Source organism: Azospirillum aestuarii (assembly GCF_016632405.1).
In the GTDB taxonomy this organism is placed as follows: domain Bacteria; phylum Pseudomonadota; class Alphaproteobacteria; order Azospirillales; family Azospirillaceae; genus Azospirillum; species Azospirillum aestuarii.
In genome coordinates this window covers 889217-914073 of the sequence record NZ_JAEPIV010000002.1, presented here as the reverse complement: position 1 = coordinate 914073, position 24857 = coordinate 889217, and the positions used below count along the sequence as shown (strand labels likewise).

Here is a 24857-nt window from a genome sequence, read left to right as displayed (position 1 = left end):
CCCCCGGCCCGCCGTCTCGGCGCCTTCCCGGTTACGGGCAGACCTTCTTCACGGTCTCGACCAGCTTGTCCGGGTTGAAGGGCTTGACCAGCCAGCCGGTGGCCCCGGCCTCGCGGCCGGCGGTCTTCTTGGCGGGATCGGCCTCGGTGGTCAGCAGCAGGACCGGGGTCGCGCGGTTGAGCGCGCTGCTCCGGATGGCGCGGGTCAGGGCCAGACCGTCCATGCCCGGCATGTTCAGGTCGGTGATGATGCAGTCGAACTTCTGCCGGCTGACCTGCTCCAGACCGGCGCTGCCGTCCGCCGCCTCGGTGACGCCATAACCGGCGTTGCGCAGCGTGAAGGCGACCATGTCGCGGATGGTCTTGGAGTCGTCGACGGTCAGGATGGTCTTGGCCACGGGTCCGGTTCCCTGAATGAGCGGCGGCCTGCAACAGGCGGTTCATTGTGCGCCGCGATAATCCCCGATGCGAATAGGGGAATGATCCGTCCGGCGCAAGTTCTTCGGTATCTTAGGATCAACCGAAGGACGGCAACCGTACGAAAAGGAGCGGCGCGGCAGGCCGATGCCCCCGCGCCGCAAGACGTGCCGCCTGACCTGCGGAACGGACGGTCAGGCCATCCGTCCGGAGGACGGTCAGGCTTTCGTATCGACGTGCTGGCCGCCCATCTCGTGAGGACCGGCCTTGGCGACGCCGACCATGGCCTCGCGCAGCAGGCGGCCGTGGATGGTGTAGCCGGGCTGGAGCACCTGCACGACGGTCCCGGCGGGCTTGCCGGTGTTCTCGATCTCGAACATCACCTGATGGAAGTTCGGGTCGAACAGCTCGCCGGTCGGGTCGATCTTCTTGATGCCCGCACGCTCGAAGGCGGAGATGAGCTGGCGCTCCGTCGCCTCCACGCCGACGGAGAGGCTCTTCAGCACCTCGTCGTTCTCTCGGCCCTCGGCGGGAACGGCCTCCAGCGCGCGGCGCAGGTTGTCGGCCACGGTCACCAGCTCCTTGGCGAAGCTGGATACGGCGAACTTGCTGGCGTCCTCGCGGTCGCGCTGGGCGCGGCGGCGGGTGTTCTCCACCTCGGCCATCTGGCGCAGGAGCTGGTCCTTCAGGCTGGCGACCTCGGCCTCAAGCTGGGCAACGCGATCCCCGGCACCGGCGTCCGCGGCCTTGTCTTGGGCGGCCTTGTCCTGGACGGCTTCGGTCTGCTCCATCTCGGCTTCGGCGGGCTTGTTCTGCTCTTCGCTCATGGCTCTCTCGTTATCGTCTTGGGTCGTCGTCTGATGGAAGGGGTCTGGTGGGGGATGGTCGAAGCATTGCCAATCCGTCGTCACCCGACAAGGCGGCTGATGACCTTGGCTGTATAATCCACAAGCGGGATGATCCGGGCATAATTGATGCGGGTCGGGCCGATCACGCCGATGGCGCCGATCACCTGCTCGCGGCTGTTCTGAAACGGCGAGATGATCAGCGAACAGCCGGAATGGCCGAACAGCACATTTTCCGCCCCGATGAAGATCTGCACCCCGTCGCCCTTCCCGGTGGCGTCGAGCAGGCGCAACATGGTCTCCTTGGTCTCCAGCGCCTCGAACAGGGCGCGCACGCGCTCCAGGTCCGACAGGGCGGTGACGTCCTCCAGCAGCTTCGCCTGGCCGCGCACGATCAGCTGGCCGCTGTTCTGGCCGCTGCTGCCCGCCCAGGTGGCGAGCCCGGCGGAAACCACGCGCTGCGACAATTCGTCCAGCTCGGTCTTCTGGTCCTCGATCTCGCGCAGCACGGCCTGTCGCGCCTCGTCCAGCGTGCGGCCGACCAGCTTCGCGCTGAGGAAGTTGGAGACCATCTGGAGCGTCGCGGCGGGCACGCCCACCGGCACCTCGATGACGCGGTTCTCGACCAGCCCGTCCTCGTTGACCAGCACGACCAGCGCCCGGCCGGGGGCCAGCGAGACGAACTCGATGTGCTTCAGCGGCCGGTCGGTCTTCGGCGCCACCACCAGCCCGGCGCAGTGCGACAGGCCGGACAGCAGGGTGGAGGCCTCGCCCAGCACGTCCTGCAGCGACCGCCCGGAGGAGGCGCATTTGGCCTCGATGGAGCCGCGCTCGTCCTCGCTCAGGCTGCCGATCTCCAGCAGGCCGTTGACGAACAGGCGCAGCCCCGCCTCGGTCGGAATGCGGCCGGCGGAGGTGTGGGGGGCGTAGAGCAACCCCTGTTCCTCCAGATCGGCCATGACGTTGCGGATGGTCGCGGGCGACAGGGCCATGCCGAGCCTCCGCGAGATCGTGCGCGAGCCCACCGGCTCGCCGGTCGCCACATAGGCGTCGACGATCAGCCGGAAGATCTCGCGGGACCGTTGGTTCAGCTCGGTGATCATGGCGGGGCGGGAACCGGACGATGCTGTTGAGGCGCGGAGGCGGCGTCCCGAATTTAGGCAGGTGTCCCCGCCGAATCAACGTGCGCCCCGGTTGCGCGCTGGACGACGGGGGCGGCGGGCGCTAGCTTGCCGCCGATTTCAACAGATTTGCGGATCATGCCCGATGCGTCCCTCCGGCCGCGCCCACGACCAGTTGCGCACCATTTCCCTTGAGCCCCATTTCAGCAAGCACGCCGAGGGGTCCTGCCTGGTGCGATTCGGCGACACGCACGTCCTGTGCACCGCCAGCGTGGACGAGGGCGTTCCGCGCTTCCTGAAGAACACCGGTCTCGGCTGGGTCACCGCCGAATACGGCATGCTGCCGCGCTCCACCCACAGCCGCACCGACCGCGAGGCCGCCAAGGGCAAGCAGTCGGGGCGCACCCAGGAGATCCAGCGCCTGATCGGCCGCGCGCTGCGCGCCGTCACCGACCGCGCCGCCATGGGCGAGAAGCAGATCAAGATCGACTGCGACGTCATCCAGGCCGACGGCGGCACCCGCACCGCCGCCATCACCGGCAGCTTCGTCGCCCTGCATCTCGCCTTCCAGCACCTGATGCAGATCGGCGCCCTGAAGACCATGCCGCTGACCGACCATGTGGCCGCCGTCTCCTGCGGCATCTACAAGAACACCAGCGTCCTCGACCTCGACTACGCCGAGGATTCGACGGCCCAGGCCGACGCCAACTTCGTTCTGACCGGCCAGGGCGGCATCGTCGAGGTCCAGGGCACCGCCGAGGAGCGCCCCTTCAGCGAGCCGCAGTTCATGGAGCTGCTGGCGCTGGCCCGCAAGGGCATCGACGAGCTGGTGGCCTTGCAGAAGGCGGCGATCGCGGTGAAGTAAAGCGCGGTTGCGCTTGCCCCCACCCTGCCCCTCCCCCGCTGTCGCAGGGGAGGGGAAATCGGCCCTCCCCTGCGACAGCGGGGGAGGGAGGGACCCGCGAAGCGGGAGGGTGGGGGCAACAGTCCACATCGAAGGAACCCCCATGACCACGCCTCCCCGCCGCTTCACGGGCGGCACGCTGGTAATCGCCAGCCACAACAAGGGCAAGGTCCGCGAGATCGCGGCGCTGCTCGGCCCCTACGCCGCCTCCTTCGTGTCCGCGGGCGAGCTTGGCCTGCCGGAGCCGGAGGAGACGGGGACCACCTTCGTCGCGAACGCCGAGCTGAAGGCCCTGGCCGCCGCCAAGGCCGGCCACGTCGCGCTGGCCGACGACAGCGGGATGGTGGTGCCGGCGCTGAACGGCGACCCCGGCATCTACTCCGCCCGCTGGGCCGGGCCGGAAAAGGATTTCCAGATGGCCATGGGCAAGGTCGAGGACGGGCTGAAGGGCCAGACCGACCGCCGCGCCTGGTTCGTCTGCGCCCTGTCGCTCGCCTGGCCGGACGGCCATGTCGAGACGGTTGAGGGCCGCTGCCCCGGCACGTTGGTCTGGCCGCCGCGCGGCGCGCATGGTTTCGGTTACGATCCGATGTTCAGGCCGGACGGCCACGACATCACCTTCGGCGAGATGGACCCGGCCAGGAAGCATGAGATGAGCCACCGGGCCGACGCCTTCCGCCAGCTTGTGGAGCGATGCTTCAAGTGACTCCTGATCCTGGCTTCGGGATCTACATCCACTGGCCCTTCTGCAAGGCGAAGTGCCCGTACTGCGACTTCAACAGCCACGTCCGCGACCGGGTCGAGCATGACCGCTGGCGCGCCGCGCTGGTGCGGGAGCTGGATCATTACGCGGACGCAACGCCCGGCCGCCGGGTCACCTCGGTCTTCTTCGGGGGCGGCACGCCGTCGCTGATGGAGCCGGCGACGGTCGGCGCCGTGCTGGAGCGCATCGCCGCCCGCTGGACGGTGGGCGACGACCTGGAGGTGTCGCTGGAGGCCAACCCGACGTCCGTCGAGGCCGACAAGTTCCGCGCCTTCCGCACCGCCGGGGTCAACCGCCTGTCGATGGGCATCCAGGCGCTGGACGACACCGCGCTGAAGTTCCTCGGCCGCCAGCACAGCGCGGCGGAGGCGACCGGGGCCATCGCGCTGGCCGCCCGGACCTTCCCCCGCTTCAGCTTCGACCTGATCTACGCCCGCCCCGGCCAGTCCGTCGCGGCGTGGGAGGCGGAGCTGACCCAAGCGCTGGACCATGCGGTCGGCCATCTGTCGGTCTACCAGCTGACCATCGAGGAGGGCACGGCCTTCTTCCCCCTGCACGCGCGGGGCGATCTGGTGCTGCCCGACGAGGATCTGGCCGGCGACCTCTACGAGGCGACGCAGAGCCTGCTCGACCGCGCCGGACTGCCCGCCTATGAGATCTCCAACCACGCCCGCCCCGGCGAGGAGAGCCGCCACAACCTGACCTACTGGCGCTACGGCGATTACGTCGGCGTCGGTCCCGGCGCCCACGGCCGGCTGACCCTGGACGGCGACAAATTCGCCACCCGCGCCCACCGCGCCCCGGAAATCTGGCTGGAGCGGGTGGAGCGCGACGGCCATGGCGCCGCCGCGCCCGAGCCGGTCGCCCGCGAGTCCCGTGGGTCGGAGCTGCTGATGATGGGGCTGCGCCTGCGCGAGGGGGTGGCCCGCGCCCGGCTGGTCGAGGAGACCGGCCGCGACCTCGACGGGCTGGTCGATCCCGCGGCGCTGGAACGTCTGGTGGCCGGCGGCTTCCTGGAGGTCGGCAAGGACACGTTGCGGGCCACCCACGAGGGGCGGCAGCGGTTGAACGCCGTGCTGGGGGCTCTTCTGGCCTGACCGGGCCAATACCCGCAAACGTGGTGTGACAAAGGCGCCCAGTCCCCGGCGAGCGCCGCATTTTTATATGTCCGTTTATGATTTTCCTGTGACTGTCGATCATTCTTGGAGTCCCGGCAAAGACAAGGGCAAACAACCGCCGCTTGCCGAGGCGCGGGACAGGGCAGACAGTTTCAGGCGGACATCCCATGATCCTCACGAGGCTTTCCATTCGGGCCAAGCTGTGGGCGCTCGTCGTCGCGGCTTCGGTCGCATCCTTCGCCATCGCCGGTGCCGGCCTTTATCTCAATTACAGCCGTATGCACGCCGACCGGCTGGAAACGCTGCACAGCATCGTGGAGACCGGGGTCACCCTGGCCGCCACACTGGAGGCGGACGCCGCCGCCGGCAAGATCACCCGCGAGGAGGCTCAGGCCCGCTTCAAGGCCGCGGTGGCCGGCATCCGCTACGCCGGCGGCAAGGAGTATCTCTTCGCCCACACCATGGACGGCCACGGCTTCGCCCACGTCAACGCGAAGCTGATCGGCGCCGACGTCAAGCCGCTGAAGTCGGCCAACGGCGTCCACATGATCGTGGAGTTCATCCGCATGGTCCGCGCCACCGGCGACGGCCTGCTGGAATACGACTGGCCGCGCACGGTCGGCGGCAGCGATCTGGCGGTGAAGCTGGGCTATGTCCGCGGCTTCGAGCCGTGGAACATCTTCATCGGCAGCGGCATCTTCATCGACGACATCCGGGCCGCCTTCCTGGACCAGCTCCGGACGCTGGCCTTCGTCATCCTGGCGCTGGCGGTGCCGGCCATCGGCCTGATCGCCTGGGTCGGCACCGACATCAGCCGGGTGCTGCGCGGGCTGGGCGCCAAGATGCGCTCGCTGGCCGACGGCGACCTGTCCACCCGCTTTCCGGAGGCGGAGCGCGGCGACGAGATCGGCGCCATGGCCAAGGCCGTGCTGGTCTTCCAGAACAACGCCCGCGACAAGCAGCGGCTGGAGGCAGAGCAGGCCGCGTCGGCCCAGCGCGCCGGGGAAGAGAAGCGCCGCGCCATGCTGGCGCTGGCCGCCAGCTTCGAGCAGAGCATCGGCGCCGTCGTCCGCACCGTGTCCGACGCGGCGGCGACGATGGAGGAGCGCGCGGCCGAGATGAACCGCGCCGCCGCCCAGACCGACGAGCTGGCGACCTCCGTCGCCGCGGCGACGGAGCAGACCTCCGCCAACGTGCAGACCGTGGCCGCCGCGTCGGAGGAGCTGGCCGGCTCGATCCAGGAGATCAGCCGGCAGGTCGCCGAGTCGTCGCGCATCGCCGGCGAGGCGGTGACCCTCAGCGGGCGGGCCAACGGCAAGGTCGGCGGACTGGCCGATGCCGTGCAGAAGATCGGCGCGGTGGTGCAGCTCATCAACGACATCGCCAGCCAGACCAACCTGCTGGCGCTGAACGCCACCATCGAGGCGGCCCGCGCCGGCGAGGCCGGCAAGGGCTTCGCCGTGGTGGCGAGCGAGGTCAAGGCGCTGGCCAACCAGACCGCCAAGGCGACCGAGGAGATCGCCGCCCAGGTCGCCAACATCCAGACGGTGACCGGCGACGCGGTTGGCGAGATCCAGGGCGTGACCCAGGTGATCCTGCGGGTGAACGAGATCGCCACCTCCATCGCCTCGGCGGTCGAGGAGCAGGGGGCGGCGACCCGCGAGATCAGCCGCAACGTCCAGGAGGCGGCGGGCGGCACGCAGGAGGTGTCGGCCAACATCACCGGCGTCACCGGCGCGGCGACCCGGAGCGGCGCCACCGCCCGCGACGTGCTGGAGATGTCGCGCCAGCTCGGCCACCAGCTCGACACGCTGCACCGCGAGGTCGGAGGCTTCCTTCAGCAGCTTCGCGCGGCGTAAGGTGGGGTGAACGGGACGGGGAAAAGGGGTTGGGATGCGCATCAGTCTGGTGGTGGCAGCGGCGCGCAACGGCGTGATCGGCCGCAACGGCACCCTGCCCTGGTCCCTGCCCGGCGACCTCAAGCGCTTCCGGGAGCTGACGATGGGCAAGCCGGTCCTGATGGGCCGGCGCACCTGGGAGTCGCTCCCCCGCAAGCCCCTGCCCGGCCGCGACAACCTCGTCGTCAGCCGCAGCGTTCCGCCGGGCGAGCGCGACGGCGCGCGCTGGTTCGGCGGCCTCGACGCGGCGCTGGACTGGTGCCGCTATCGCGGCGTCCCGGAGGTCGGCGTGATCGGCGGCGCCGAGCTGTTCCGCGAAACCCTGCCGCTCGCCGACATCGTCCACCTGACCCGCGTCGAGCGGGAGGTGGAGGGCGACACCGTCATGCCGCCGCTGGGGCCGGAGTGGGTGGAGACGGAGCGCGGCCCGCTGCTGACCGAGAACGGGCTGGATTACCGGTACCTGGACCTCGTACGGCGCCCCGTCAGCGCTGGGGCGTGACGGGTCAGGCCAGCAGCGCCCGCACCCGCTCGGCGTCTTCCGGGGTTGCCGGGTTGTAGACGAGCATCGTCAGGTCCGGCCGCCCGTCCACGGCGAAGGCCGAATATTCCAGCTCCAGGGTGCCCAGCGTGGGATGGCGGAGGCGTTTGACGCCCTCTCCGAAATGGCTCACGTCGTTCGCGGTCCATAGGGCGGCGAATTCCGGACTCTGGCGCGACAGATCCTCGACCAGCGCCCGCACTGGTGCGTCGGCACCGGCGCGGGCCGCATCGGCGCGGAAGGCGCAGACGACGAACCGCGCCACGCCCTCCCAATCGAACTGGGCGGCCCGCACGCGCGGGTCGCAGAAGATGAGCCGCAGGATGTTGCGCTGGGCCGCCGGCAGGGTGCCATAGTCGGTCAGCACCGCGGCGGCAGCGCGGTTCCAGGCGACGACGTCCCAGGTCGCCGTCTTGATCAGGGCGGGGCTGGGGTTCAGCGCGTCCAGCACCCGCTGCAGGCGCGGCGTGACCGCTTCCCCTACCGAATAGCGCAGCGTCGGCAAGCGGTTGAGGCCGAGGAGGAAGAGATGCTCGCGCTCGGCGTCGGTGAGCATCAGGGCGCGGGCGATGCGCTCCAGCACATCGGCGGACGGCGCTCCGCCGCGCCCCTGCTCCAGCCACGTGTACCAGGTGGTGCTGATGTTCGCGCGCTGGGCGACCTCCTCGCGGCGCAGGCCGCGGGTGCGCCGACGCTCCGCGGAAAAGCCGAAGGCCGCCGGATCGAGCTTTGCCCGGCGGTCCTTCAGATAGGCGCCCAGCCGGCTCTCGCCGTGACCATAGTGCCCAGTTCCGTTCTCCGCCATGGCGCGCCGGCCCGTCCTGTTGGTCATTATACCCCGATAATGTCACAACTTTACCAGGATAAGCCCCCGGCGGACAGTGGCCTGCGACCACAACCGGAGAGGTTTTCCCATGCGTGTCTTCGTCACCGGCGCCACCGGCTTCGTCGGTTCGGCCATCGTCCAGGACCTGCTCACCAACGGACACCGGGTTGTCGGCCTCGCCCGCTCCGATGCAGCGGCGGCGTCCCTTGCCGCGGTCGGCGCGGAGGTCCAACGCGGCTCCCTCGACGACCTGGAGAGCCTGCGTGCCGGTGTGTCCGCGGCCGACGGCGTGATCCACACCGCCTTCAACCATGACTTTTCGCGCTTCGCCGACAACTGCCGGGAGGACCATCGGGCGATCCTCGCCATGGGCGACGCGCTGGAGGGCAGCGACCGCCCCCTGCTGGTGACGGCGGGCGCGGTCGTGGCCGCGCGCGGGCCGGTGGCGGTCGAGAGCGATCCGCACCGGCCGCCGTCCGACGCCCTGCCCCGCCGCACCGAACTCGCCGCCGGGGAACTGGCCGCCCGCGGCGTCCGGGTCGGCGTGGTGCGCCTGCCGCCCTCGACCCACGGCGTGGGCGACCATGGCTTCGCGCGCATCCTGCACGACATCGCCCGCCGGACCGGAGTCTCGGCCTATGTCGGCGACGGTGGGAACCGTTGGGCGGCGGTGCACCGCCGGGATGCGGCGCGGCTGTACCGGCTGGCCCTGGAGGCCGGCGCCCAGGGCGGCCCGTTCCACGCCATCGCCGAGGAGGGCGTGCCGCTGCGCCGTGTCGCCGAAGCCATCGGCGCGCGGCTGGGCCTGCCCACGGTGTCGAAAAGGCCGGACGAGGCGGCCGCCCATTTCGGGTGGTTCGCCTTCTTCGCCGGCATCGATTGCCCGACCTCCAGCGCCCACACCCGCGCCCTGCTGGGATGGGAGCCGCGTGAGACCGGCCTCGTCGCCGACCTCGACCAGCCCGGCTATTTCACGGACTGACCGGCCGGCGGGGGGTTTCTGGGGGTTCCGGCCCTCAGGCCCCCTTGTTCTCCCGGTGGCGGCGCTCGATGGCGTCCCACAGGGTGGCCTCCAGCGCCGACCCGTCGAGCCGGTTGATCTCCTGGATGCCGGTGGGCGAGGTCACGTTGATCTCGGTCATGTAGTCGCCGATCACGTCGATCCCGACGAAGACCAGCCCCTTCTCGCGCAGCACCGGGCCGATGGCCTTGCAGATCTCCTGCTCGCGCGGGGTCAGCTCCGTCTTCTTGGCGCTGCCGCCGGCGTGGAAGTTGGCGCGGGCCTCGCCCTCCTGGGGCATACGGCTGACGGCGCCGGCGGGCTCGCCGTCGATCAGGATGATGCGCTTGTCGCCCTGGCGGATCTCCGGCAGGTACTTCTGCACGATCACCGGCTCGCGGTAGAGCTGGGTGAACAGCTCCAGCAGCGAGCCGAGATTCTCGTCGTCCGGCTTCAGGTGGAAGACGCCGGCCCCGCCGTTCCCGAACAGCGGCTTGACGATGATGTCCTTGTGCTGCGCCCGGAAGTCCAGCACGGCCTGCTTGTCGCTGGTGATCAGCGTCGGCGGCATCAGGTCGGGGAAATGGGTGACGAACAGCTTCTCCGGCGCGTTGCGCACCTCCGCCGGGTCGTTCAGCACCAGCACCTTGGGCTGGATGTGCTCCAGCATGTGGGTGGCGGTGATGTAGGCCATGTCGAAGGGCGGGTCCTGGCGCATCAGCACCACGTCCATGGTCGACAGGTTGACGATCCGCGGCTCGCCCAGCGTGTAGTGGGCGCCCTTCTGGCGGACCACGGTCATCTCGCGCACGCGGGCGGTCAGGACGTTGCCGGTCAGGCTGAGGTCGCGCGGGTGGTAATGGTAGAGCGTGTGCCCGCGCTTCTGCGCCTCAAGCGCCATCATGAAGCTCGAGTCGGTGTCGATGTTGATGGACTCGATGGGGTCCATCTGGAAGGCGACGGCGAGGCTCATCCTGCGGGTCTCCGAAACGGGCTTTGAGTAAGGGTCAGTTCAGTTGGTTCTTGAGCTGCTGGATCAGCGCGGCGACCTGATGGCGGTGCCGTTCGCTGGCGGTCAGCTCCAGGAATTTTTCCAGCGCGGCGATGGCGGCGGCGAGGTTGCCGTTGTGGGCCTCCAGCAGGCCGGTCTCCCGCCACAGCGACGCCTCGCCCGGCGCGAAAAGCCGCATCGCCTCCAGCACCTCCAGCGCGCGCGGTACGTCGCGGGCGGAAAGGTGGCGCAGCTTGATGTTGTTCTGGAGCCGCAACAGGATCTCGCGGTTGGACACCGTCTGGTAATGGCCGGGTTCCAGCTCCGCCGCGCTGCCGGCGGTGGCCTTCAGCAGGTCGCGCAGGTCCACGGCGGTGCGCACCTGCCCCTCGTTGAAGGGGTCGAGGATGGCGCGGGCGCCGTCGGCCTCCAGCCGCACCAGGAAATGGCCGGGGAAGTTCAGCCCCAGCATCGTCCAGCCCTGCGAGCGGGCGGCGTGCAGGAACAGGATGCCCAGCGCCACCGGCAGGCCGCGGCGGCGGTCGATGACGCGCAGCAGGTTGGCGTTCTGCAGGTCGTCGTAGGTCTCGTGGTCGCCGGCGTAGCCGTGCCGCTCCACGATGACCTCGTGCAGCCAGGAGATGCGGGCCTCCAACCCGTCGAGGGTGGGCGAGACGCGCTCCGCCAGATCATGGGCGATGTCGGCGAGGTGACGGCGGTAGTCGGCCAGCGCGGCGCCCGGCACCTCCAGCGCGCCCAGCGCCAGGGCGGCTTCGGCCAGATCGATCTGCTCGTCCGGCTGCTGCCCCACGCGGCGCAGGATCTCACGGGCCTCGGCGCGGCTGGTCACGGGCGGCGTCCTTCCTCTACAGCAGCCTTCGCGTCAGGCCCGCCACGCATCCGGCACATGGCGCGGCCAGGACCAAGGGGTAACGAGCATGACGTCGAAGCGCAAGACATAGCCCGCATACTGCGGGTTGGCCCCCAGATAGGCATGGGCGGCGCGGGCGAGGCGGCCCCGCTGGCGGGCGTTGACCGCCTCGTTCGCGGTGTCCCAGTCGCCGCGGGCCTTGACCTCGACGATGGCCAGAGTGTCGCCCCGCCGGGCCACGATGTCGATCTCTCCCATCGGGGTGCGCAGGCGGCTTTCCAGGATGCGGTAACCCTTCAGCCGCAACGCCAGCCGGCAGAGCTGCTCGGCGTAGCGGCCGTACGTCTCCGCCCGGCGGCGCAGGGCGTCCGGCGCGCTCATGGTTTCCCTTCCCGCGACAGCTCCAGCGCGCGGGCGTAGACGGCGCGCTTGTTCTGGCCGGTGCGGGCGGCCACGTCGGCGGCGGCGTCGCGGACCGACAGGCGGGTCAGCGCCTCGCGCAGCAGGGCGTCCACGTCGGCCTCGGTCGGGGTGGGCTCCTCGCCGGGCGGGCCGATGACCAGGACGACCTCGCCCTTCGGCGGGCCGGCCTCGGCGTAATGGGCGGCCAATTCCGGCAGGGTGCCGCGCCGCACCTCCTCGAAGAGCTTGGTCAGCTCCCGCGCCACCGCGGCCTCCCGCGCGCCGAGGATGTCGGCGAGGTCGGCCAGCGACTCGGGCAGGCGCTGCGGCGACTCGAAGAAGACCAGCGTGGCAGGAACGTTCTTCAGCTCCCCGGCGGCGGCGCGCCGGGCGCTGCTCTTGTTCGGCAGGAAGCCGGCGAACAGGAAGCGGTCGGTCGGCAGGCCGGACAGCACCAGCGCCGCCAGCGGGGCGGAGGCGCCGGGCAGCGTGGTGACCGCCACCCCCTCCGCCACGCACTCCCGCACCAGCTTGTAGCCGGGGTCGGAGACCAGCGGCGTGCCGGCGTCGGTGACGAGCGCGATGGATTCCCCCGCTTTCATGCGGCCGATCAGGACCGGACGCATCTTCGCCGCGTTGTGTTCATGATAGGAGACGAAGGGCGTGTGGATGCCATGGATGCCCATCAGCTTCGCCGTCACCCGCGTGTCCTCGCAGGCGATGGCGTCGGCGCGGCGCAGCGTGTCGAGCGCGCGCAGCGTGATGTCGGCGGCGTTGCCGATGGGGGTGGCGACCACATAAAGGCCGGCGCCGAGTTTACTTGCGGCCCTCGGCTCGCTACCTTCAGCGTCACCAGAGACGCCGGGCCCGGAAACGGGTTCGGGCGCCGGACCGGATGTGGAGATCGTTGGTGGCACGCTTGACGACACCTTTCTCGCGCGCTTGGGGGCAGCAGGCTGCCGCCGCCCTGTTGGTCGTTGGCACGCTTTCGGCCTGCTCGACTGTAAAGGCCCCGGCGCCGACGACTCAAGCGCCGCAAGCGCCGGTCGCCGCCGTTCCGGCCGCCCCGCAGACTTTGAAGGTGGCGATTCTGCTGCCGCTGTCCGGGTCGAGCGCCGCCATCGGGCAAGCCATGCTGGAATCGGCGCAGATGGCGCTGTTCGATCTGGCCGGCGACCGGTTCGAACTGCTGCCCCGCGACACCAAGGGCACGCCGTCCGGCGCCGCCGACGCGGCGCGGCAGGCCATAGCCGAGGGGGCGAGCCTGATCCTCGGCCCGCTGTTCGCCGCCGATGTGGCGGCGGTGAAGCCGGTCGCCCAGGCCGCGGGCGTGGACGTTCTGGCCTTCACCAACGACTGGACCCAGGCCGGCAACGGCACCTATGTGCTGGGCTTCGTGCCCGCCGATCAGGTGACCCGCGTGGTCGGCTTCGCCCGCTCGCGGGGCGCCACGCGCTACGTCGCGCTGGCTCCGCGCACCGCCTATGGCGACGCCGTGGTCAACGCGGTGCAGGCCGCCTCGCGCCAGTTCGGCGGGCAGGTGGCGCAGGTCGAGCGCTACGACCCGGCGGTGACCGACCTCGCCCAGCCGGCGCGGCAGGTGACCCAGGCCGGCGTGCAGCCGCAGGCGGTCATGCTGGCCGAAGGCGGGCCGCGCGCCCAGGGGCTGGCGTCGGCGCTGTCCGCCAACGGGCTGAACACCCAGCAGGTCAAGCTGCTCGGCACCGGACTGTGGGACGAGCCCGGCCTGGGCCAGGAACCCGCCCTGGCCGGCGCCTGGTTCGCCGCCCCGGCGCCGCAGAGCCGCGCCGACTTCGAGTCGCGCTTCGAGAGGACCTACGGCCGCAAGCCGCCGCGCATCGCCACCCTGTCCTACGACGCCACGGCCATCGCCGCGGTGCTGGCCAAGATGCCCGACCCGTCGGGCCGCTTCGACCGCGCGGCGCTGAACAACCCCAACGGCTTCGAAGGCATGGACGGCATCTTCCGCCTGCGCGCGGACGGCGTCGTGGAGCGCGGACTGGCCGTTCTGGAGGTCACCCCCGGCGGTCCACGCGTGCTCGACCCTGCCCCGTCCAGCTTCGAAGTGCTGGGGCAGTGATCGTAAAGCGCTGATGTGAAGAGGATTTTTTAACCACGAAGGCACAAAGACACGAAGGATTTCACAAAGAACGTTGTGACGGCCTTTGTGAAATCTTTCGTGTCTTTGTGGTGAACCGCGAACTTATCCGTGCTGCTTCGCCAGACGGCGGGCGTTGGCGCGGACGGTGCGGTAGGCGGGGGTCATGCCGGCCTGGGTCAGGGCCGTGACCGACTCGACCATGTAAAGCGCGGCGTGGATGCCGGCCTCCACCGACTCGGTGACGGTGCGGTGCTGCAACTCCACCAGATCGGCGGGGCTGCGGCACTGGCCGAGGCCGCTCACCATCACCATGGCGACCTGAAGCTGGCCCTGCATGAGGGTCATCCAGGCCTGCTGCATCTCGCCGATGCCCTTGGCGACGGCGTGGGTGGCCTCCACCATCGCCTCCACCTTCTCGGAGCCCATGCGGACGAACTCCGGGTTGGCGAGGTCGATGGGGTTGTTCATGGCCGCCGCCATCATGGCGGTTCGGTAGCCGATCGTCTGGGCCGCCGCCACCCCCATCTCGCTGGTCTTGACGCCGGTCCGGGTCAGATCGCCCGCCACCGTCAGAAAGCGTTGCGTCGGTTCGCCGTTGCCGGCCTTGCGTCTCGACATTCGCTCCACCTCACCAAAGGACCCGACCGGAGCAAAAGCCCCGGCCGGGCCGAAAAAACCGTAACCCGGACGCCAACGCTGCACTGCAGCATTTGGTTCCGCGTCCAGTCTTTACAGGGAAGCGAGCGCGCGGTCGAGATCTTCGACGATGTCCTGGGCATCCTCCAACCCGACGGACAGACGGAGCAGGTTCGGACGGATGTTCGCCGCCGCCTTCTCCTCCACCGTCAGCTTGGAATGGGTGGTGGTGTCGGGGTGGGTGATCAGGCTTTTCGAATCGCCCAGATTGTTGGAGATCATCACCATCCGCAGATCGTTCAGGGCGCGGAAGGCCTCGTCCTTGCCGCCCTTCAGGAAGATCGACAGCATGGTGCCGCCACCGGTCATCTGGCTGCGGCAGAGGTCGTGCTGCGGGTGGCTGGGCAGGCCCGGATAGAGCACCCGCTCCACCTTCGCGTGGCCTTCCAGGAACTCCGCCACCGTCAGGGCCGACGCGCTCTGCGCCGACACACGCAGTTCCAGCGTCTCCAGCCCCTTCAGCAGCAGCCAGGCGTTGAAGGGCGAAATGGTCGGGCCGGTGTGGCGCAGATAGGGGTGGATCACGTCCGACCCGTACTGCTTGTCGCTGGTCAGGATGATGCCGCCCAGACAGCGGCCCTGGCCGTCGATGTGCTTGGTCGCCGAATAGACGACGACGTCGGCCCCCATCTCGAACGGGCGCTGCAGCACCGGCGTGGCGAAGGCGTTGTCGACCACCACCTTGGCCCCGGCCTTGTGGGCGAGATCGCTGACCGCGCGCAGGTCGACGACCTCCAGACCCGGATTGCTGGGCGTCTCCAGGAAGACGACCTTGGTCGGCTTGGCCAACGCCTCTTCCCACTGGGACAGGTCGGTGCCGTCGACGAAGACCGCCTCGACCCCGAAGCGGGCCGACAGCTCTTTGATCACCCAGTAGCAGGAGATGAACAGCGAGCGCGGCGCCACGATGCGGTCGCCGGTGCGCAGGTTCGACCACAGGGCGCCGTGCACCGCGGCCATGCCGCTGGTGGTGGCGTAGGCCCAGGCCGCCCCCTCATACTCGCACAGCCGGTCCTCGAACATCGCCGTGGTCGGGTTGCGGAAGCGCGAATAGACGTGGCGGGAGCCGTCGTTGACGAAGGCGCTCTCCGCCTCCTCCGCCGAGCCGTAGACGAAGCCGGAGGTCTGGTAGAGCGCCTCGCAGGTCTCGTCGAAGGACGAACGGCGGACGCCGCCATGGACCAGACGGGAGCGCGGGCGAAGCCCCGCGACGTTCGGATTGCGATGATCGGTGCGCGCCATGGCCGCTTTGTCTCCTCTGTCCGCCGGCGGGGCAGACCGGCACAACAAAAAACGCCCCGACCGATCGGGTCGAGGCGCGGACGCGGCTCGGACCTTTTTAGCGGATTGTTTTACGTGGCCCGCAAGCCGGTCGACCAAATCACCACGTGCCCACGCTTTTAGGACCGCCGCGGCGCGCCGTCAAGGGACAAGGGAGCCGTGACAAAAAGAGGCCGCCCTGCGTCAACATCGCGCAGGACCCGATGCCGCCGCCCGCTTGCCCAGCGAAGGCCCGGCACCGGATCATGGCCACCGGACGTCAGCAAGGGGTGCGGGCCGTGCAGTATCGCAAGGAGCAGGAGCGGCACTTCGTCCGTCTGGTGCTCACCGGGCGCTTTACCAGCCAGGACGCCGCCCCGGTGCGGCAAGCCATCGCCGACGTGAAGAACGGGACGGAGCGTCGTCATCTTCTCGACCTGACCGGGCTGGAGTTCATCGACAGCACGGGCGTCGGCCTGCTGCTGGTGATGAATGGGGAGGCCCTGTCGGCGGGCAAGGCCCTGTCCCTGCTCTGCGCTTCCGGGCAGGTGCGCAAGGTGGTGGACCTGACCCGCATCGCCATGATCATCCCGGTGCACGAGACGGTGGCCGACTATCTCGCCGCCAGCGTGCCGGAGGCCCTGCTGGCCGCCACCCATCCCTGCGCGCCGGGCGAGGACCCGATGGCCGTCGCCGTCCGCGCGCTTCACGCCAAACCGGTCCTGCCGCCCGCGATCGTACCGCCGGATTCACTCGGTCGGGGCGGCGCTTCCGGGTAGGCCGCTCGCAGCGCGGGCGCGGGCTTCCCATCTGAAGCACCGGACAGAGTCCGTTCCGCGTTGGGGAGGCACCGAATGGTTCATCTGCACAAGTCGCTGGAATCCGAAGCGTCGAAGGCCGCCGAGCGGGAGGGCCGCTCGCTCGACCAGTTCGTGAACGAGGCGGTGGAGGAGAAGCTGCGCCACGCGCAACGCCCCGTCGCCCAACGTCATGTCACCCCCATCCGCGACCGCGGCGCCCCGATGGACGAGGACGTGGTGGAGCGGGCGTGATCCTGACCGGTGGGATCAACGCCATCGCATTTGGCGTCCCAACCCTCTCCCGCCCCGGGAGAGGGTGCCCGCGCAACGGGCGGGGAAGGGTCGCACGAGGATCAGCGCACCAATCCTTGGCAGCACCCTCTCACCCTTCCCACGCTTCGCGCGGGCCCCTTCCCTCTCCCGGGGCGGGAGAGGGCGAATCATTTCCGTTCATAGAAGCAACCCCCTCAGACGGTACAACTCATCCAGCGCCTGCCGCGGCGTCAGGCTGTCCGGGTCGATGGATTTCAGCGCCTCCTCCACCCGCGACGGCTCCGGCGGGGCGGCAGGGGACGCAGCAGGGGCCGGCGGCGGGCGCTTCAGGGCGGCGCTGAACAGCGGCAGATCTTCGGCAAGACGGTGGATGGCCGCGTTCTGGTCGCCAGACTCCAGGATGGTCAGCACCTCCTCGGCGCGGCCCACCACGGCGCCGGGCAGCCCGGCCAGCTTCGCCACATGGATGCCGTAGCTGCGGTCGGCCGCCCCCGCCGTCACCTCGTGCAGGAAGACCACGTCGCCCTGCCATTCCTTGATGCGCATGGTGTGGCAGGACAGGCCCGGCAGCTTGCCGGCCAGCATGGTCAGCTCGTGATAGTGGGTGGCGAACAGCGCGCGGCAGCGGTTGACGTCGTGCAGATGCTCCACGCAGGCCCAGGCGATCGACAGGCCGTCGAAGGTCGCGGTGCCGCGCCCGATCTCGTCCAGGATGACCAGCGCGCGGTCGCCGGACTGGTTCAGGATGGCCGCCGTCTCCACCATCTCCACCATGAAGGTGGAGCGGCCCCGCGCCAGATCGTCGGCGGCACCCACGCGGCTGTAGAGCCGGTCCACCACCCCGATGTGCGCGCTCTCCGCCGGGACGAAGCTGCCCATCTGGGCGAGCACGGCGATCAGCGCGTTCTGGCGCAGGAAGGTCGATTTGCCGGCCATGTTCGGGCCGGTCAGCAGCCACAGCCGGTTGTCCGAAGCGAGGTCGCAGTCGTTGGCGACGAAGGGGCCGGCGTTGCCGGCATCCAGCACCGCCTCCACCACAGGGTGGCGCCCGCCCTTGATGGAGAAGGCGAGGCTGCCGTCCACCACCGGCCGGTTGTAGCGCCGCTCCGCTGCCAGCTCGGCCAGCGCGGCGGCGACATCCAGCGCGGCCAGCGCGTGGGCGGCCTGGGCGATGGCCTCGGCGCGGCTGGTCACCTCCTCCACGAGGTCGTTGAACAGCTCCAGCTCCACGGCCAGCGCCTTGTCGGCGGCCTCGGAGATGCGGCGCTCCAGGTCCGACAGCTCCACCGTGCCGAAGCGCACGGCGTTCGCCATGGTCTGGCGGTGCATGAAGACCTCGCGCCCCTTCTCGGACATCAGCTTGTCCGCGTGGGTCGCCGTCACCTCGATGTGATAGCCAAGCACGTTGTTGTGCTTGATCTTCAGCGCCGGCACCCCGGCGATGCCGGCGTATTTGACCTGAAGCCCGGCGATCAGCCGCCGGCTCTCGTCGCGCAGCGTCACCAGCTCGTCCAGCGCGTAGGAATAGTCGCGCGCGATGAAGCCGCCGTCGCGGGCGAGCAGCGGCAGCTCCGGCGCCAACGCCTGCGTCAGCTGGTTGACCAGCTCGCTGTGCTCGCCCAGCCCCTTGGCCACGGCGCCCAGCCCGTCGGGCAGCGGTCCGCCGGGATGGCCGTTGAGCAGCAGACGGATGGCCGAGGCCTGGGCCAGTCCGTCGCGCACGGCCGCGAGGTCGCGCGGGCCGCCGCGCCCCAGCGTCAGGCGGGACAGGGCGCGCTCCAGGTCCGGGCAGCGGCGCAGCGCCTCGCGCAGGTCGGCACGCAGCCGCTCCTCGTTCAGCGCGAACGCAACCATGTCCAGCCGCTTGGCGATGGCGGCGGGGTTGGTCAGCGGCGCCGAGAGCTGGGCGGCGAGCAGACGCGCCCCCGCCCCGGTCACCGTGCGGTCGATGGTGGCGAGCAGGCTGCCGCGCCGGTCCCCCGTCAGGGTGCGGGTCAGCTCCAGGTTGCGGCGGGTCGCCGCGTCGATTTCCATGACGGCGCCGGGGCCGAGCCGGCGCGGCGGCGACAGGCGCGGCACGCGGCCCTTCTGCGTCAGCTCCACATAGGCGACCAGCGCGCCGGCCGCCGCCACCTCGGCGCGCGAGAACTGGCCGTAGGCGTCCAGCGTGCCGACGCCGTAGAGGGCGAGCAGCCGCTGCCGCCCGTTCTCGCTGTCGAAGCGCGGGGTCGGCTGCACGGTCAGGCGGGACTTCCATTCGCCCCACAGCTCGTAGAGGTCGGGGCTCTGGCACAGCTTCTCGGAAACCAGAACCTCCTGCGGGTCGAGGCGGCCGAGCGCGGCGCCCAGCCCAGCGCGCTCCACCGGCTGCACGACCAGCTCACCGGTGGACAGCTCCAGCCAGGCCAGCCCCAGCCCGCCCGCCGCTTCGGCCACCGCGGCCAGCCAGTTGGAGGCGCGGGAGTCGAGCAGGCTGTCCTCGGTCAGCGTGCCGGGGGTGACGATGCGGATGACGCCGCGCTTCACCACCGACTTGGAACCGCGCTTCTTGGCCTCCGCCGGGTCCTCCATCTGTTCGCAGATGGCGACGCGGAAGCCCTGGCGGATCAGGCGCTGCAGGTAGGATTCATGGCTGTGGACCGGAACGCCGCACATCGGGATGTCCTCGCCCAGATGCTGGCCGCGCTTGGTCAGTGCGATGTCCAGCGTCCGGGCGGCGTTCACCGCGTCCTCGAAGAACATCTCGTAGAAATCGCCCATCCGGTAGAACAGCAGGCAGTCGGGATGGGCCTGCTTGATCTCCAGATACTGCGCCATCATCGGAGTGGCGTCGGGAGGAATGACGGCGGTGGGCGAAGTGGCGGCGGACGCGTCGGACACAGGTCTTCAACCGGTTGCGTTGTGGCGGGCAAGGTCTGGCCGGCACCCTAGCACGCCCGCGCTGGTGCCGCGATGACCGCTTCGCTAGACTGTTCGATGCCCGTAGAACGAGCAAGCCGAAGCCGAAGGAGACCGCCGTGACGCAAGCGCCCGAGAACACAGATGGCCCGACCACGAACGGCCAGGACACCGTCCGGGAGGTGCGCGAGGTCGTCGCCCTGTTCAAGACCCGCGAGTCGTTCGACAAGGCCGTGGCCGCCCTTCTGGACGCCGGCTTCGACCGCGACGACCTGTCGGTTCTGGCCAGCCACACCTCGCTGGAGGCCGCCGACCAGCGCCCGCAGGCCCCGACGGACGAGGCCCTGACCGGTCTGGTGGGTGAGCTGAAATACGCTTTCCCCCTGACCACCGCCGGGCTTCTCGCCATCGTCGGTGGCCCGATCGCCGCGCCGCTGGCGGCCATCGTCGCCGCCGGCCTGGGCGGCGTCGCCATCAAGGATTACCTGGACGAACTGACCAGCCACCCCGACACGGACGAGTTCGGCCGCGCGCTGGAGGCCGGCGGCGTCATCCTGTGGGTGCGCACCGCCGACGTCGAGGACGAGGTGGAGGCGGCGGAGATTCTGGAAGGCAACGGCGGCGCCAACATCCACCTGTCGGTGCGCGAAGAGTAGGCGGGAAAGAAACGCCGTTCGTCAGGCGGCGCGGGCGCGCCTCTCGCCTCCGCCGCCGACCACGGTCAGGCCGCGCCGGCGGAACTGCGCCCGCACCACCGAGGCCCAGCCCTTGCGGATCTGGGCGATCTTGACGGCGTCGGAGGCCCTGGCGTCGGTGGCGGTTCCGCAAATCTCGAACAGAAGCGCATCGCCGATGGAGCCGGGGCACAGCGCCAACGCATGCACCAGCCACGCCATCAGCTCGGCCGGGGTGTGACGCGGCAGGCCGCGCTCCGCCAGGGTCAGGGCGTTCCCGAGGTTCGCCAGCTCCCGCCGTGCCGTTCCGGGGTTCGGGATCATCAATGGCCTCCCTCGCGCGTGTCTCACTGGTGACTCCTTATCTCTTTGGAATGGAGCGCGTCAGTGACGGCCATCACAGCAGCGCTCCCAACGGGATCATGCAGGAAACAGACGGCAGCCTCTTTTGGTGTGCCGCGTGCGAATTATCCTCTTTCCCGTTATAGTCGGGACGCCGCACGGTTTGTCGCACCCCCCGCATTCCTGGGAAGGCTCACGTTTTGTCGATGCTCTCCACCCGCGCCGCCTCGGCCGACTCGTCCGACACCAAGGACGCCGGCGCCGCCAACATCCCCAACAAGCGCGCCATCCTGTCCCGGCGCAAGCTGGCGGAGGACCTGGAAAAGCTGGTGGCGGAGCATGGGAGCGGCGACAAGCTGCGCCCCGCCCTGATCGCCCGGCTGCGCGGCGCGCTGAACGACGGACGGGCGGAGGTGCGCGCCCGCTTCGAGGCCAAGGGATCGGGCGAGGACTGCGTGCGGCAGAACTGCTACCTCGCCGACGGGGTGGTGCGCTCGCTGGCCGACCTCACGGTCACCCACATCTTCCCGACCCCCAACCCGACCGCCGGCGAGGTGTTCGACATCGTCGCCACCGGCGGCTACGGCCGGGGCGAGCTGGCGCCCTTCTCCGACATCGACCTGCTGTTCCTGCTGCCCTACAAGCGCACCCCGCGGGTGGAGCAGGTGGTGGAGTACATGCTCTACATCCTGTGGGATCTCGGGCTGAAGGTCGGCCACGCGGTGCGCAGCGTCGACGACTGCATCCGCCAATCCAAGGCCGACGTGACCATCCGCACCGCCATCCTGGAGTCGCGCTACCTCTGGGGTCCGCGCAAGCTGTTCACCGAGCTGCGCCGCCGCTTCGACCGCGAGGTGGTGGCCGGCACCGGGCCGGAGTTCGTAGAGGCCAAGCTGGCCGAGCGCGACAACCGCCACCTGAAGCTGGGCGACAGCCGCTATGTGCTGGAACCCAACCTGAAGGACGGCAAGGGGGGCCTGCGCGACCTGCAGACGCTGTTCTGGATCGCCAAGTACCTGTACCGGGTCGAGGACGTGGACGATCTGGTCGGCAAGAAGGTGCTGCTGCCGGAGGAGGCGCAGCGCTTCGCCAAGGCGCAGAACTTCCTGTGGACCGCGCGCTGCCACCTGCACTACCTGACCGGTCGCATGGAGGACCGGATGACCTTCGACGTCCAGACGTCGATCGGCAACCGCATGGGCTACACCGACCACGCCGGGACCAAGGGCGTGGAGCGCTTCATGAAGCATTACTTCCTGGTCGCCAAGGATGTCGGCGACCTGACCCGCATCTTCTGCGCGGCGCTGGAGGCGGAATCGAAGCGCCCGCCCAAGTTCAACATCCTGCGGCTGGCCGCGCTGGCCCGCCGCAAGGACGTGGACGGCTTCGTGGTGGACGGCGAGCGGCTGAACGTCCGCAGCGACCGCCAGTTCAAGGACGAGCCGCTGGACATGATCCGGCTGTTCCACACCGCCCAGCAGAACGATATCGACATCCACCCCAACGCGCTGCGCGCCATCACGCGCTCGCTGTCGGTGGTGGGGCCGAAGCTGCGCGCCGACCTGGAGGCCAACCGGCTGTTCCTGGAGATCCTGACCGGCCGCAAGGACCCGGAGATCACGCTGCGCCGCATGAACGAGGCCGGGGTGCTGGCCCGCTTCATCCCCGACTTCGGCCGGGTGGTCGCGCAGATGCAGTACGACATGTACCACGTCTACACGGTGGACGAGCACACGCTGTTCGCGCTGGGCATCCTGCACAAGATCGAGATGGGCGAGCTGACCGACGAGCTGCCGCTGTCGTCGGAGGTGATCCACAAGGTGGTGTCGCGGCGCGCGCTCTACGTCGCCGTGCTGCTGCACGACATCGCCAAGGGCCGCGGCGGCGACCATTCCATCCTCGGCGCGCGGGTGGCGGAGAAGCTGTGCCCGCGGCTCGGCCTGACGGCGGAGGAAACGGAGACGGTCGCCTGGCTGGTGCGCTGGCACCTCGCCATGTCCTACACCGCCTTCAAGCGTGACCTGGAGGACGACAAGACGGTGCGCGACTTCGTCTCGCTCGTCCAGTCGCCGGAGCGGCTGCGCCTGCTGCTGGTTCTCACCGTGGCGGACATCCGGGCGGTCGGGCCGCAGCGTTGGAACAACTGGAAGGCCACGCTGCTGCGCGAACTCTACAACCGCTCGGAGGAGGTGATGTCCGGCGGCCTGTCGGTCGAAGGGCGCGGGCGCCGCATCCAGGCCGCCCAGGCGGCGCTGCGGGCCGAGCTGTCCGACTTCGACGACGCCGATTTCGAGCGGCACATCGCGCTCGGCTACCCCGCCTACTGGCTGGCCTTCGACGCGGAGACGCTGGGCCGGCAGGCGCGGCTGGTCCGCGAGGCGCTGCGCGACGAACGCCCGCTGACCGTCAACACGCGCATCGACCGCGGCCGGGCGATCACCGAGGTGACGATCTTCGCCACCGACCACCACGGCCTGTTCTCCCGCCTCGCCGGGGCACTGGCGGCGGCGGGGGCGGACATCGTGGACGCCCGCATCTTCACCATGACCAACGGCATGGCGCTGGACGTCTTCACCGTGCAGGACGCGGCGGGCGGCGGCGCCTTCGAGAGCGGCGACAAGCTCGCCAAGCTGTCGGTGATGATCGAGAAGGTGCTGTCCGGCCAGTTGAAGCCGCTGCACGACCTGACCAAGCGCAAGGCCCCGCACGCCAGCCGCACCCGCGTCTTCCACGTGCCGCCGCGCGTGCTGATCGACAACAACGCCTCCACCACCCACACGGTGATCGAGGTCAACGGGCGCGACCGCCCCGGCCTGCTCTACGACCTGACCCGCGCGCTGACCAACCTGACCCTGCAAATCTCGTCGGCGAAGATCTCAACCTACGGCGAGAAGGCCATCGACGTCTTCTATGTGAAGGACGTCTTCGGCCTGAAGGTCACCCACGAGAGCAAGCTGGCCCAGATCCGCGAACGGCTGCTGCACGCGCTCGCCGATCCGGCGGGCTGAGGACGGTGGTGAAAGCCGGACCTCAGGACAGCCGGTCCTCCGCCCAGCCGTCGAGCGCCTTGGCGGCCAGACCGGCCAGAACGCCGGTCGCCATGCCGGCGGCGTAGTCGGACGCCCAGTGCCGCTCGGTGGCGAGGCTCGACCAGCCCACCGCCGCGGCGAAGCCCAGGCTGACCATGGTCGCCGGGGAGAGGCCGCGGTTCAGCCCGACCGCCATGGTCAGCGCCGACACGTTGATGGCGTGGCCGGAGGGGAAGGAGGCGTGCTTGCCGTCGGCCTTGCCCCAGCGGCTGGGGTCGCGGCCCTGGTTCGGGCGGGCGCGGCAGACGACGCGCTTGATCCCCTTGCCGGCCACCGTCCCCAACGCGATGGCCATCAGCCCCTGCCGGGCGAGGCGCGACCAGCCCGGCTTCTCCATACCCAGCCCGGCGGCCCACAGCGCCGCCAGCGCCGGCATCAGCACCATACGGGAGCTGGGCATCTGGAGCCCGTCGCGCAGGGCCGGCGCCCCCACGCCCAGAGCGACGGCCTTGCGGTGGGCGGTTCCGTCCAGCCCGTTCACGCCGTCGATCACGCGGTCCGTGAAACCCTCGTCGCTCATCTCGCGGATCTCCCAAAGCACGCCCCCATCACCGCGGAGGCCAAGCGTAAAACAGCCGCGCTGCCGTTTCGTGCCCGCATGGTCCCGCAAGGCAGGGGTGCCCGTCATGAGAGGTGCCGCCTTGGCAATCGCCGACCATGCGGCAATGCCCCCTCTCCCCGGAGGAGAAAGGGCTTTAGAAAGACCCTGGAGTCGGCGATTGCCAAGCCGGTCCGCGGCGACGCTTTGGCAATCGCCGACCATCCGGCCAGACATCGACAAGACCACCTTATGAAATCCCGAGTCGCGACTCGCCTGCCCCGCCCCGCCTTGGCAATCGCCGACCAATGCCCGAGTCGTCACGAGTCACCGATGATTCCCACAAGATCCCTTGGCGAACGCCGACGAGTCTTCTGGCAATCGCCGACGCACCCCCGAGTCGTCCCCAGGCAATCGCCGACCTAGCAAATAGACTCCAGCAATTAGGTCTCAATTAGCCTCGTCGGCG

Annotated in this window: 24 protein-coding genes and 1 riboswitch; of the genes, 11 read left to right on the top strand and 13 right to left on the bottom strand. The window is 69.9% G+C overall.

Annotated elements, in window-relative coordinates; all coding sequences use genetic code 11:
- Positions 1-31: 31 nt before the first annotated feature.
- From JJL56_RS08955 to hrcA, 3 genes are all read right to left on the bottom strand, one after another.
- Entirely contained in the window at positions 32-397 is a 366-nt protein-coding gene (locus tag JJL56_RS08955; RefSeq protein WP_145623248.1) for a response regulator, read from the bottom strand.
- 237 nt (positions 398-634) lie between these two features.
- A complete protein-coding gene (grpE, locus tag JJL56_RS08950) occupies positions 635-1243 on the bottom strand; it encodes a nucleotide exchange factor GrpE (protein ID WP_145623247.1) in 609 nt (202 codons plus the stop codon).
- Positions 1244-1323: 80 nt separating this feature from the next.
- On the bottom strand, positions 1324-2364 hold the full coding sequence (hrcA, locus tag JJL56_RS08945) for a heat-inducible transcriptional repressor HrcA (protein WP_145623246.1): 1041 nt from the start codon (positions 2362-2364) through the stop codon (positions 1324-1326).
- Between the two features lie 163 nt (positions 2365-2527).
- Between hrcA and rph the strand changes: the two genes are divergently transcribed.
- The 5 genes from rph to JJL56_RS08920 all read left to right on the top strand — a co-directional run bounded on the left by rph (position 2528) and on the right by JJL56_RS08920 (position 7567).
- Positions 2528-3247 carry a ribonuclease PH gene (gene rph / locus JJL56_RS08940; RefSeq protein ID WP_035670630.1) on the top strand — a complete coding sequence of 240 codons (720 nt, stop codon included), beginning with the start codon at positions 2528-2530 and terminating at the stop codon, positions 3245-3247.
- A gap of 142 nt (positions 3248-3389) precedes the next feature.
- A complete protein-coding gene (gene rdgB / locus JJL56_RS08935) occupies positions 3390-3992 on the top strand; it encodes an RdgB/HAM1 family non-canonical purine NTP pyrophosphatase (protein ID WP_145623245.1) in 603 nt (200 codons plus the stop codon).
- Positions 3980-5146, top strand: coding sequence for a radical SAM family heme chaperone HemW (gene hemW / locus JJL56_RS08930; RefSeq protein ID WP_200484933.1), 1167 nt, complete (start codon positions 3980-3982; stop codon positions 5144-5146). The genes rdgB and hemW overlap by 13 nt, the downstream gene beginning before the upstream one ends.
- A 188-nt stretch (positions 5147-5334) precedes the next feature.
- A complete protein-coding gene (locus tag JJL56_RS08925; RefSeq protein ID WP_145623243.1) occupies positions 5335-7026 on the top strand; it encodes a methyl-accepting chemotaxis protein in 1692 nt (563 codons plus the stop codon).
- Positions 7027-7060: 34 nt separating this feature from the next.
- A complete protein-coding gene (locus tag JJL56_RS08920) occupies positions 7061-7567 on the top strand; it encodes a dihydrofolate reductase (RefSeq protein WP_145623242.1) in 507 nt (168 codons plus the stop codon).
- Between the two features lie 4 nt (positions 7568-7571).
- On the opposite strand, the gene JJL56_RS08915 is transcribed toward JJL56_RS08920, so the two are convergent.
- On the bottom strand, positions 7572-8438 hold the full coding sequence (locus tag JJL56_RS08915; RefSeq protein WP_425599125.1) for a helix-turn-helix transcriptional regulator: 867 nt from the start codon (positions 8436-8438) through the stop codon (positions 7572-7574).
- An 82-nt stretch (positions 8439-8520) separates the two neighbouring features.
- Between JJL56_RS08915 and JJL56_RS08910 the strand changes: the two genes are divergently transcribed.
- Complete coding sequence (locus JJL56_RS08910; protein ID WP_145623241.1) at positions 8521-9414, top strand: SDR family oxidoreductase; 894 nt, start codon at positions 8521-8523, stop codon at positions 9412-9414.
- Between the two features lie 34 nt (positions 9415-9448).
- On the opposite strand, the gene gshB is transcribed toward JJL56_RS08910, so the two are convergent.
- Genes gshB through rsmI form a run of 4 tightly spaced genes read right to left on the bottom strand, consistent with a single transcriptional unit; the run spans position 9449 to position 12613 of the window.
- Entirely contained in the window at positions 9449-10405 is a 957-nt protein-coding gene (gene gshB, locus JJL56_RS08905; RefSeq protein ID WP_200484932.1) for a glutathione synthase, read from the bottom strand.
- 34 nt (positions 10406-10439) lie between these two features.
- The gene (locus tag JJL56_RS08900) at positions 10440-11273 is read right to left on the bottom strand and encodes a SirB1 family protein (protein ID WP_145623240.1); all 834 of its coding nucleotides are present in this window, start codon (positions 11271-11273) and stop codon (positions 10440-10442) included.
- Between the two features lie 33 nt (positions 11274-11306).
- Entirely contained in the window at positions 11307-11675 is a 369-nt protein-coding gene (locus JJL56_RS08895) for a YraN family protein (protein WP_145623239.1), read from the bottom strand.
- A complete protein-coding gene (rsmI, locus tag JJL56_RS08890) occupies positions 11672-12613 on the bottom strand; it encodes a 16S rRNA (cytidine(1402)-2'-O)-methyltransferase (RefSeq protein WP_425599124.1) in 942 nt (313 codons plus the stop codon). The genes JJL56_RS08895 and rsmI overlap by 4 nt, the downstream gene beginning before the upstream one ends.
- On the opposite strand from rsmI, the gene JJL56_RS08885 reads away from it, so the two are divergent.
- Entirely contained in the window at positions 12607-13797 is a 1191-nt protein-coding gene (locus tag JJL56_RS08885) for a penicillin-binding protein activator (RefSeq protein WP_145623237.1), read from the top strand. The two genes, rsmI and JJL56_RS08885, sit on opposite strands and share 7 nt — an antisense overlap.
- Positions 13798-13920: 123 nt before the next feature.
- Here the strand turns inward: JJL56_RS08885 and JJL56_RS08880 are convergent, their stop codons facing one another.
- Positions 13921-14436, bottom strand: coding sequence for a phasin family protein (locus JJL56_RS08880; protein WP_200484931.1), 516 nt, complete (start codon positions 14434-14436; stop codon positions 13921-13923).
- Between the two features lie 111 nt (positions 14437-14547).
- Positions 14548-15756, bottom strand: coding sequence for an O-succinylhomoserine sulfhydrylase (gene metZ, locus JJL56_RS08875; RefSeq protein WP_145623235.1), 1209 nt, complete (start codon positions 15754-15756; stop codon positions 14548-14550).
- A gap of 76 nt (positions 15757-15832) precedes the next feature.
- A riboswitch (SAM riboswitch) is annotated at positions 15833-15912 on the bottom strand.
- Positions 15913-16040: 128 nt separating this feature from the next.
- Between metZ and JJL56_RS08870 the strand changes: the two genes are divergently transcribed.
- A complete protein-coding gene (locus tag JJL56_RS08870; protein ID WP_186452787.1) occupies positions 16041-16553 on the top strand; it encodes an STAS domain-containing protein in 513 nt (170 codons plus the stop codon).
- A gap of 75 nt (positions 16554-16628) precedes the next feature.
- Positions 16629-16826, top strand: coding sequence for a hypothetical protein (locus JJL56_RS08865; protein ID WP_145623233.1), 198 nt, complete (start codon positions 16629-16631; stop codon positions 16824-16826).
- Between the two features lie 198 nt (positions 16827-17024).
- Here JJL56_RS08865 and mutS read toward each other — a convergent pair whose 3' ends face one another.
- Positions 17025-19667, bottom strand: coding sequence for a DNA mismatch repair protein MutS (mutS, locus tag JJL56_RS08860; protein ID WP_200484988.1), 2643 nt, complete (start codon positions 19665-19667; stop codon positions 17025-17027).
- A gap of 197 nt (positions 19668-19864) precedes the next feature.
- Here mutS and JJL56_RS08855 point away from each other — a divergent pair, with 197 nt between their 5' ends.
- Complete coding sequence (locus tag JJL56_RS08855) at positions 19865-20401, top strand: vWA domain-containing protein (RefSeq protein WP_145623232.1); 537 nt, start codon at positions 19865-19867, stop codon at positions 20399-20401.
- 21 nt (positions 20402-20422) lie between these two features.
- Here the strand turns inward: JJL56_RS08855 and JJL56_RS08850 are convergent, their stop codons facing one another.
- Positions 20423-20743, bottom strand: coding sequence for a hypothetical protein (locus JJL56_RS08850; protein ID WP_145623231.1), 321 nt, complete (start codon positions 20741-20743; stop codon positions 20423-20425).
- A gap of 224 nt (positions 20744-20967) precedes the next feature.
- Between JJL56_RS08850 and JJL56_RS08845 the strand changes: the two genes are divergently transcribed.
- Entirely contained in the window at positions 20968-23769 is a 2802-nt protein-coding gene (locus tag JJL56_RS08845) for a [protein-PII] uridylyltransferase (protein WP_200484987.1), read from the top strand.
- A gap of 22 nt (positions 23770-23791) precedes the next feature.
- Here the strand turns inward: JJL56_RS08845 and JJL56_RS08840 are convergent, their stop codons facing one another.
- Complete coding sequence (locus JJL56_RS08840) at positions 23792-24370, bottom strand: phosphatase PAP2 family protein (RefSeq protein WP_186452786.1); 579 nt, start codon at positions 24368-24370, stop codon at positions 23792-23794.
- Positions 24371-24857: the final 487 nt, after the last annotated feature.

What these genes read in the sequence shown, in the direction of transcription:
- grpE (WP_145623247.1), bottom strand. Translation starts at nt 1,243, where the DNA reads ATGAGCGAAGAGCAGAACAAGCCCGCCGAAGCCGAGATGGAGCAGACC.
- hrcA (WP_145623246.1), bottom strand. Translation starts at nt 2,364, where the DNA reads ATGATCACCGAGCTGAACCAACGGTCCCGCGAGATCTTCCGGCTGATC.
- rph (WP_035670630.1), top strand. Translation starts at nt 2,528, where the DNA reads ATGCGTCCCTCCGGCCGCGCCCACGACCAGTTGCGCACCATTTCCCTT.
- rdgB (WP_145623245.1), top strand. Translation starts at nt 3,390, where the DNA reads ATGACCACGCCTCCCCGCCGCTTCACGGGCGGCACGCTGGTAATCGCC.
- hemW (WP_200484933.1), top strand. Translation starts at nt 3,980, where the DNA reads ATGCTTCAAGTGACTCCTGATCCTGGCTTCGGGATCTACATCCACTGG.
- JJL56_RS08925 (WP_145623243.1), top strand. Translation starts at nt 5,335, where the DNA reads ATGATCCTCACGAGGCTTTCCATTCGGGCCAAGCTGTGGGCGCTCGTC.
- JJL56_RS08920 (WP_145623242.1), top strand. Translation starts at nt 7,061, where the DNA reads ATGCGCATCAGTCTGGTGGTGGCAGCGGCGCGCAACGGCGTGATCGGC.
- JJL56_RS08915 (WP_425599125.1), bottom strand. Translation starts at nt 8,438, where the DNA reads ATGACCAACAGGACGGGCCGGCGCGCCATGGCGGAGAACGGAACTGGG.
- JJL56_RS08910 (WP_145623241.1), top strand. Translation starts at nt 8,521, where the DNA reads ATGCGTGTCTTCGTCACCGGCGCCACCGGCTTCGTCGGTTCGGCCATC.
- gshB (WP_200484932.1), bottom strand. Translation starts at nt 10,405, where the DNA reads ATGAGCCTCGCCGTCGCCTTCCAGATGGACCCCATCGAGTCCATCAAC.
- JJL56_RS08895 (WP_145623239.1), bottom strand. Translation starts at nt 11,675, where the DNA reads ATGAGCGCGCCGGACGCCCTGCGCCGCCGGGCGGAGACGTACGGCCGC.
- JJL56_RS08880 (WP_200484931.1), bottom strand. Translation starts at nt 14,436, where the DNA reads ATGTCGAGACGCAAGGCCGGCAACGGCGAACCGACGCAACGCTTTCTG.
- metZ (WP_145623235.1), bottom strand. Translation starts at nt 15,756, where the DNA reads ATGGCGCGCACCGATCATCGCAATCCGAACGTCGCGGGGCTTCGCCCG.
- JJL56_RS08870 (WP_186452787.1), top strand. Translation starts at nt 16,041, where the DNA reads ATGGCCACCGGACGTCAGCAAGGGGTGCGGGCCGTGCAGTATCGCAAG.
- JJL56_RS08865 (WP_145623233.1), top strand. Translation starts at nt 16,629, where the DNA reads ATGGTTCATCTGCACAAGTCGCTGGAATCCGAAGCGTCGAAGGCCGCC.
- mutS (WP_200484988.1), bottom strand. Translation starts at nt 19,667, where the DNA reads ATGATGGCGCAGTATCTGGAGATCAAGCAGGCCCATCCCGACTGCCTG.
- JJL56_RS08850 (WP_145623231.1), bottom strand. Translation starts at nt 20,743, where the DNA reads ATGATCCCGAACCCCGGAACGGCACGGCGGGAGCTGGCGAACCTCGGG.
- JJL56_RS08845 (WP_200484987.1), top strand. Translation starts at nt 20,968, where the DNA reads ATGCTCTCCACCCGCGCCGCCTCGGCCGACTCGTCCGACACCAAGGAC.
- JJL56_RS08840 (WP_186452786.1), bottom strand. Translation starts at nt 24,370, where the DNA reads ATGAGCGACGAGGGTTTCACGGACCGCGTGATCGACGGCGTGAACGGG.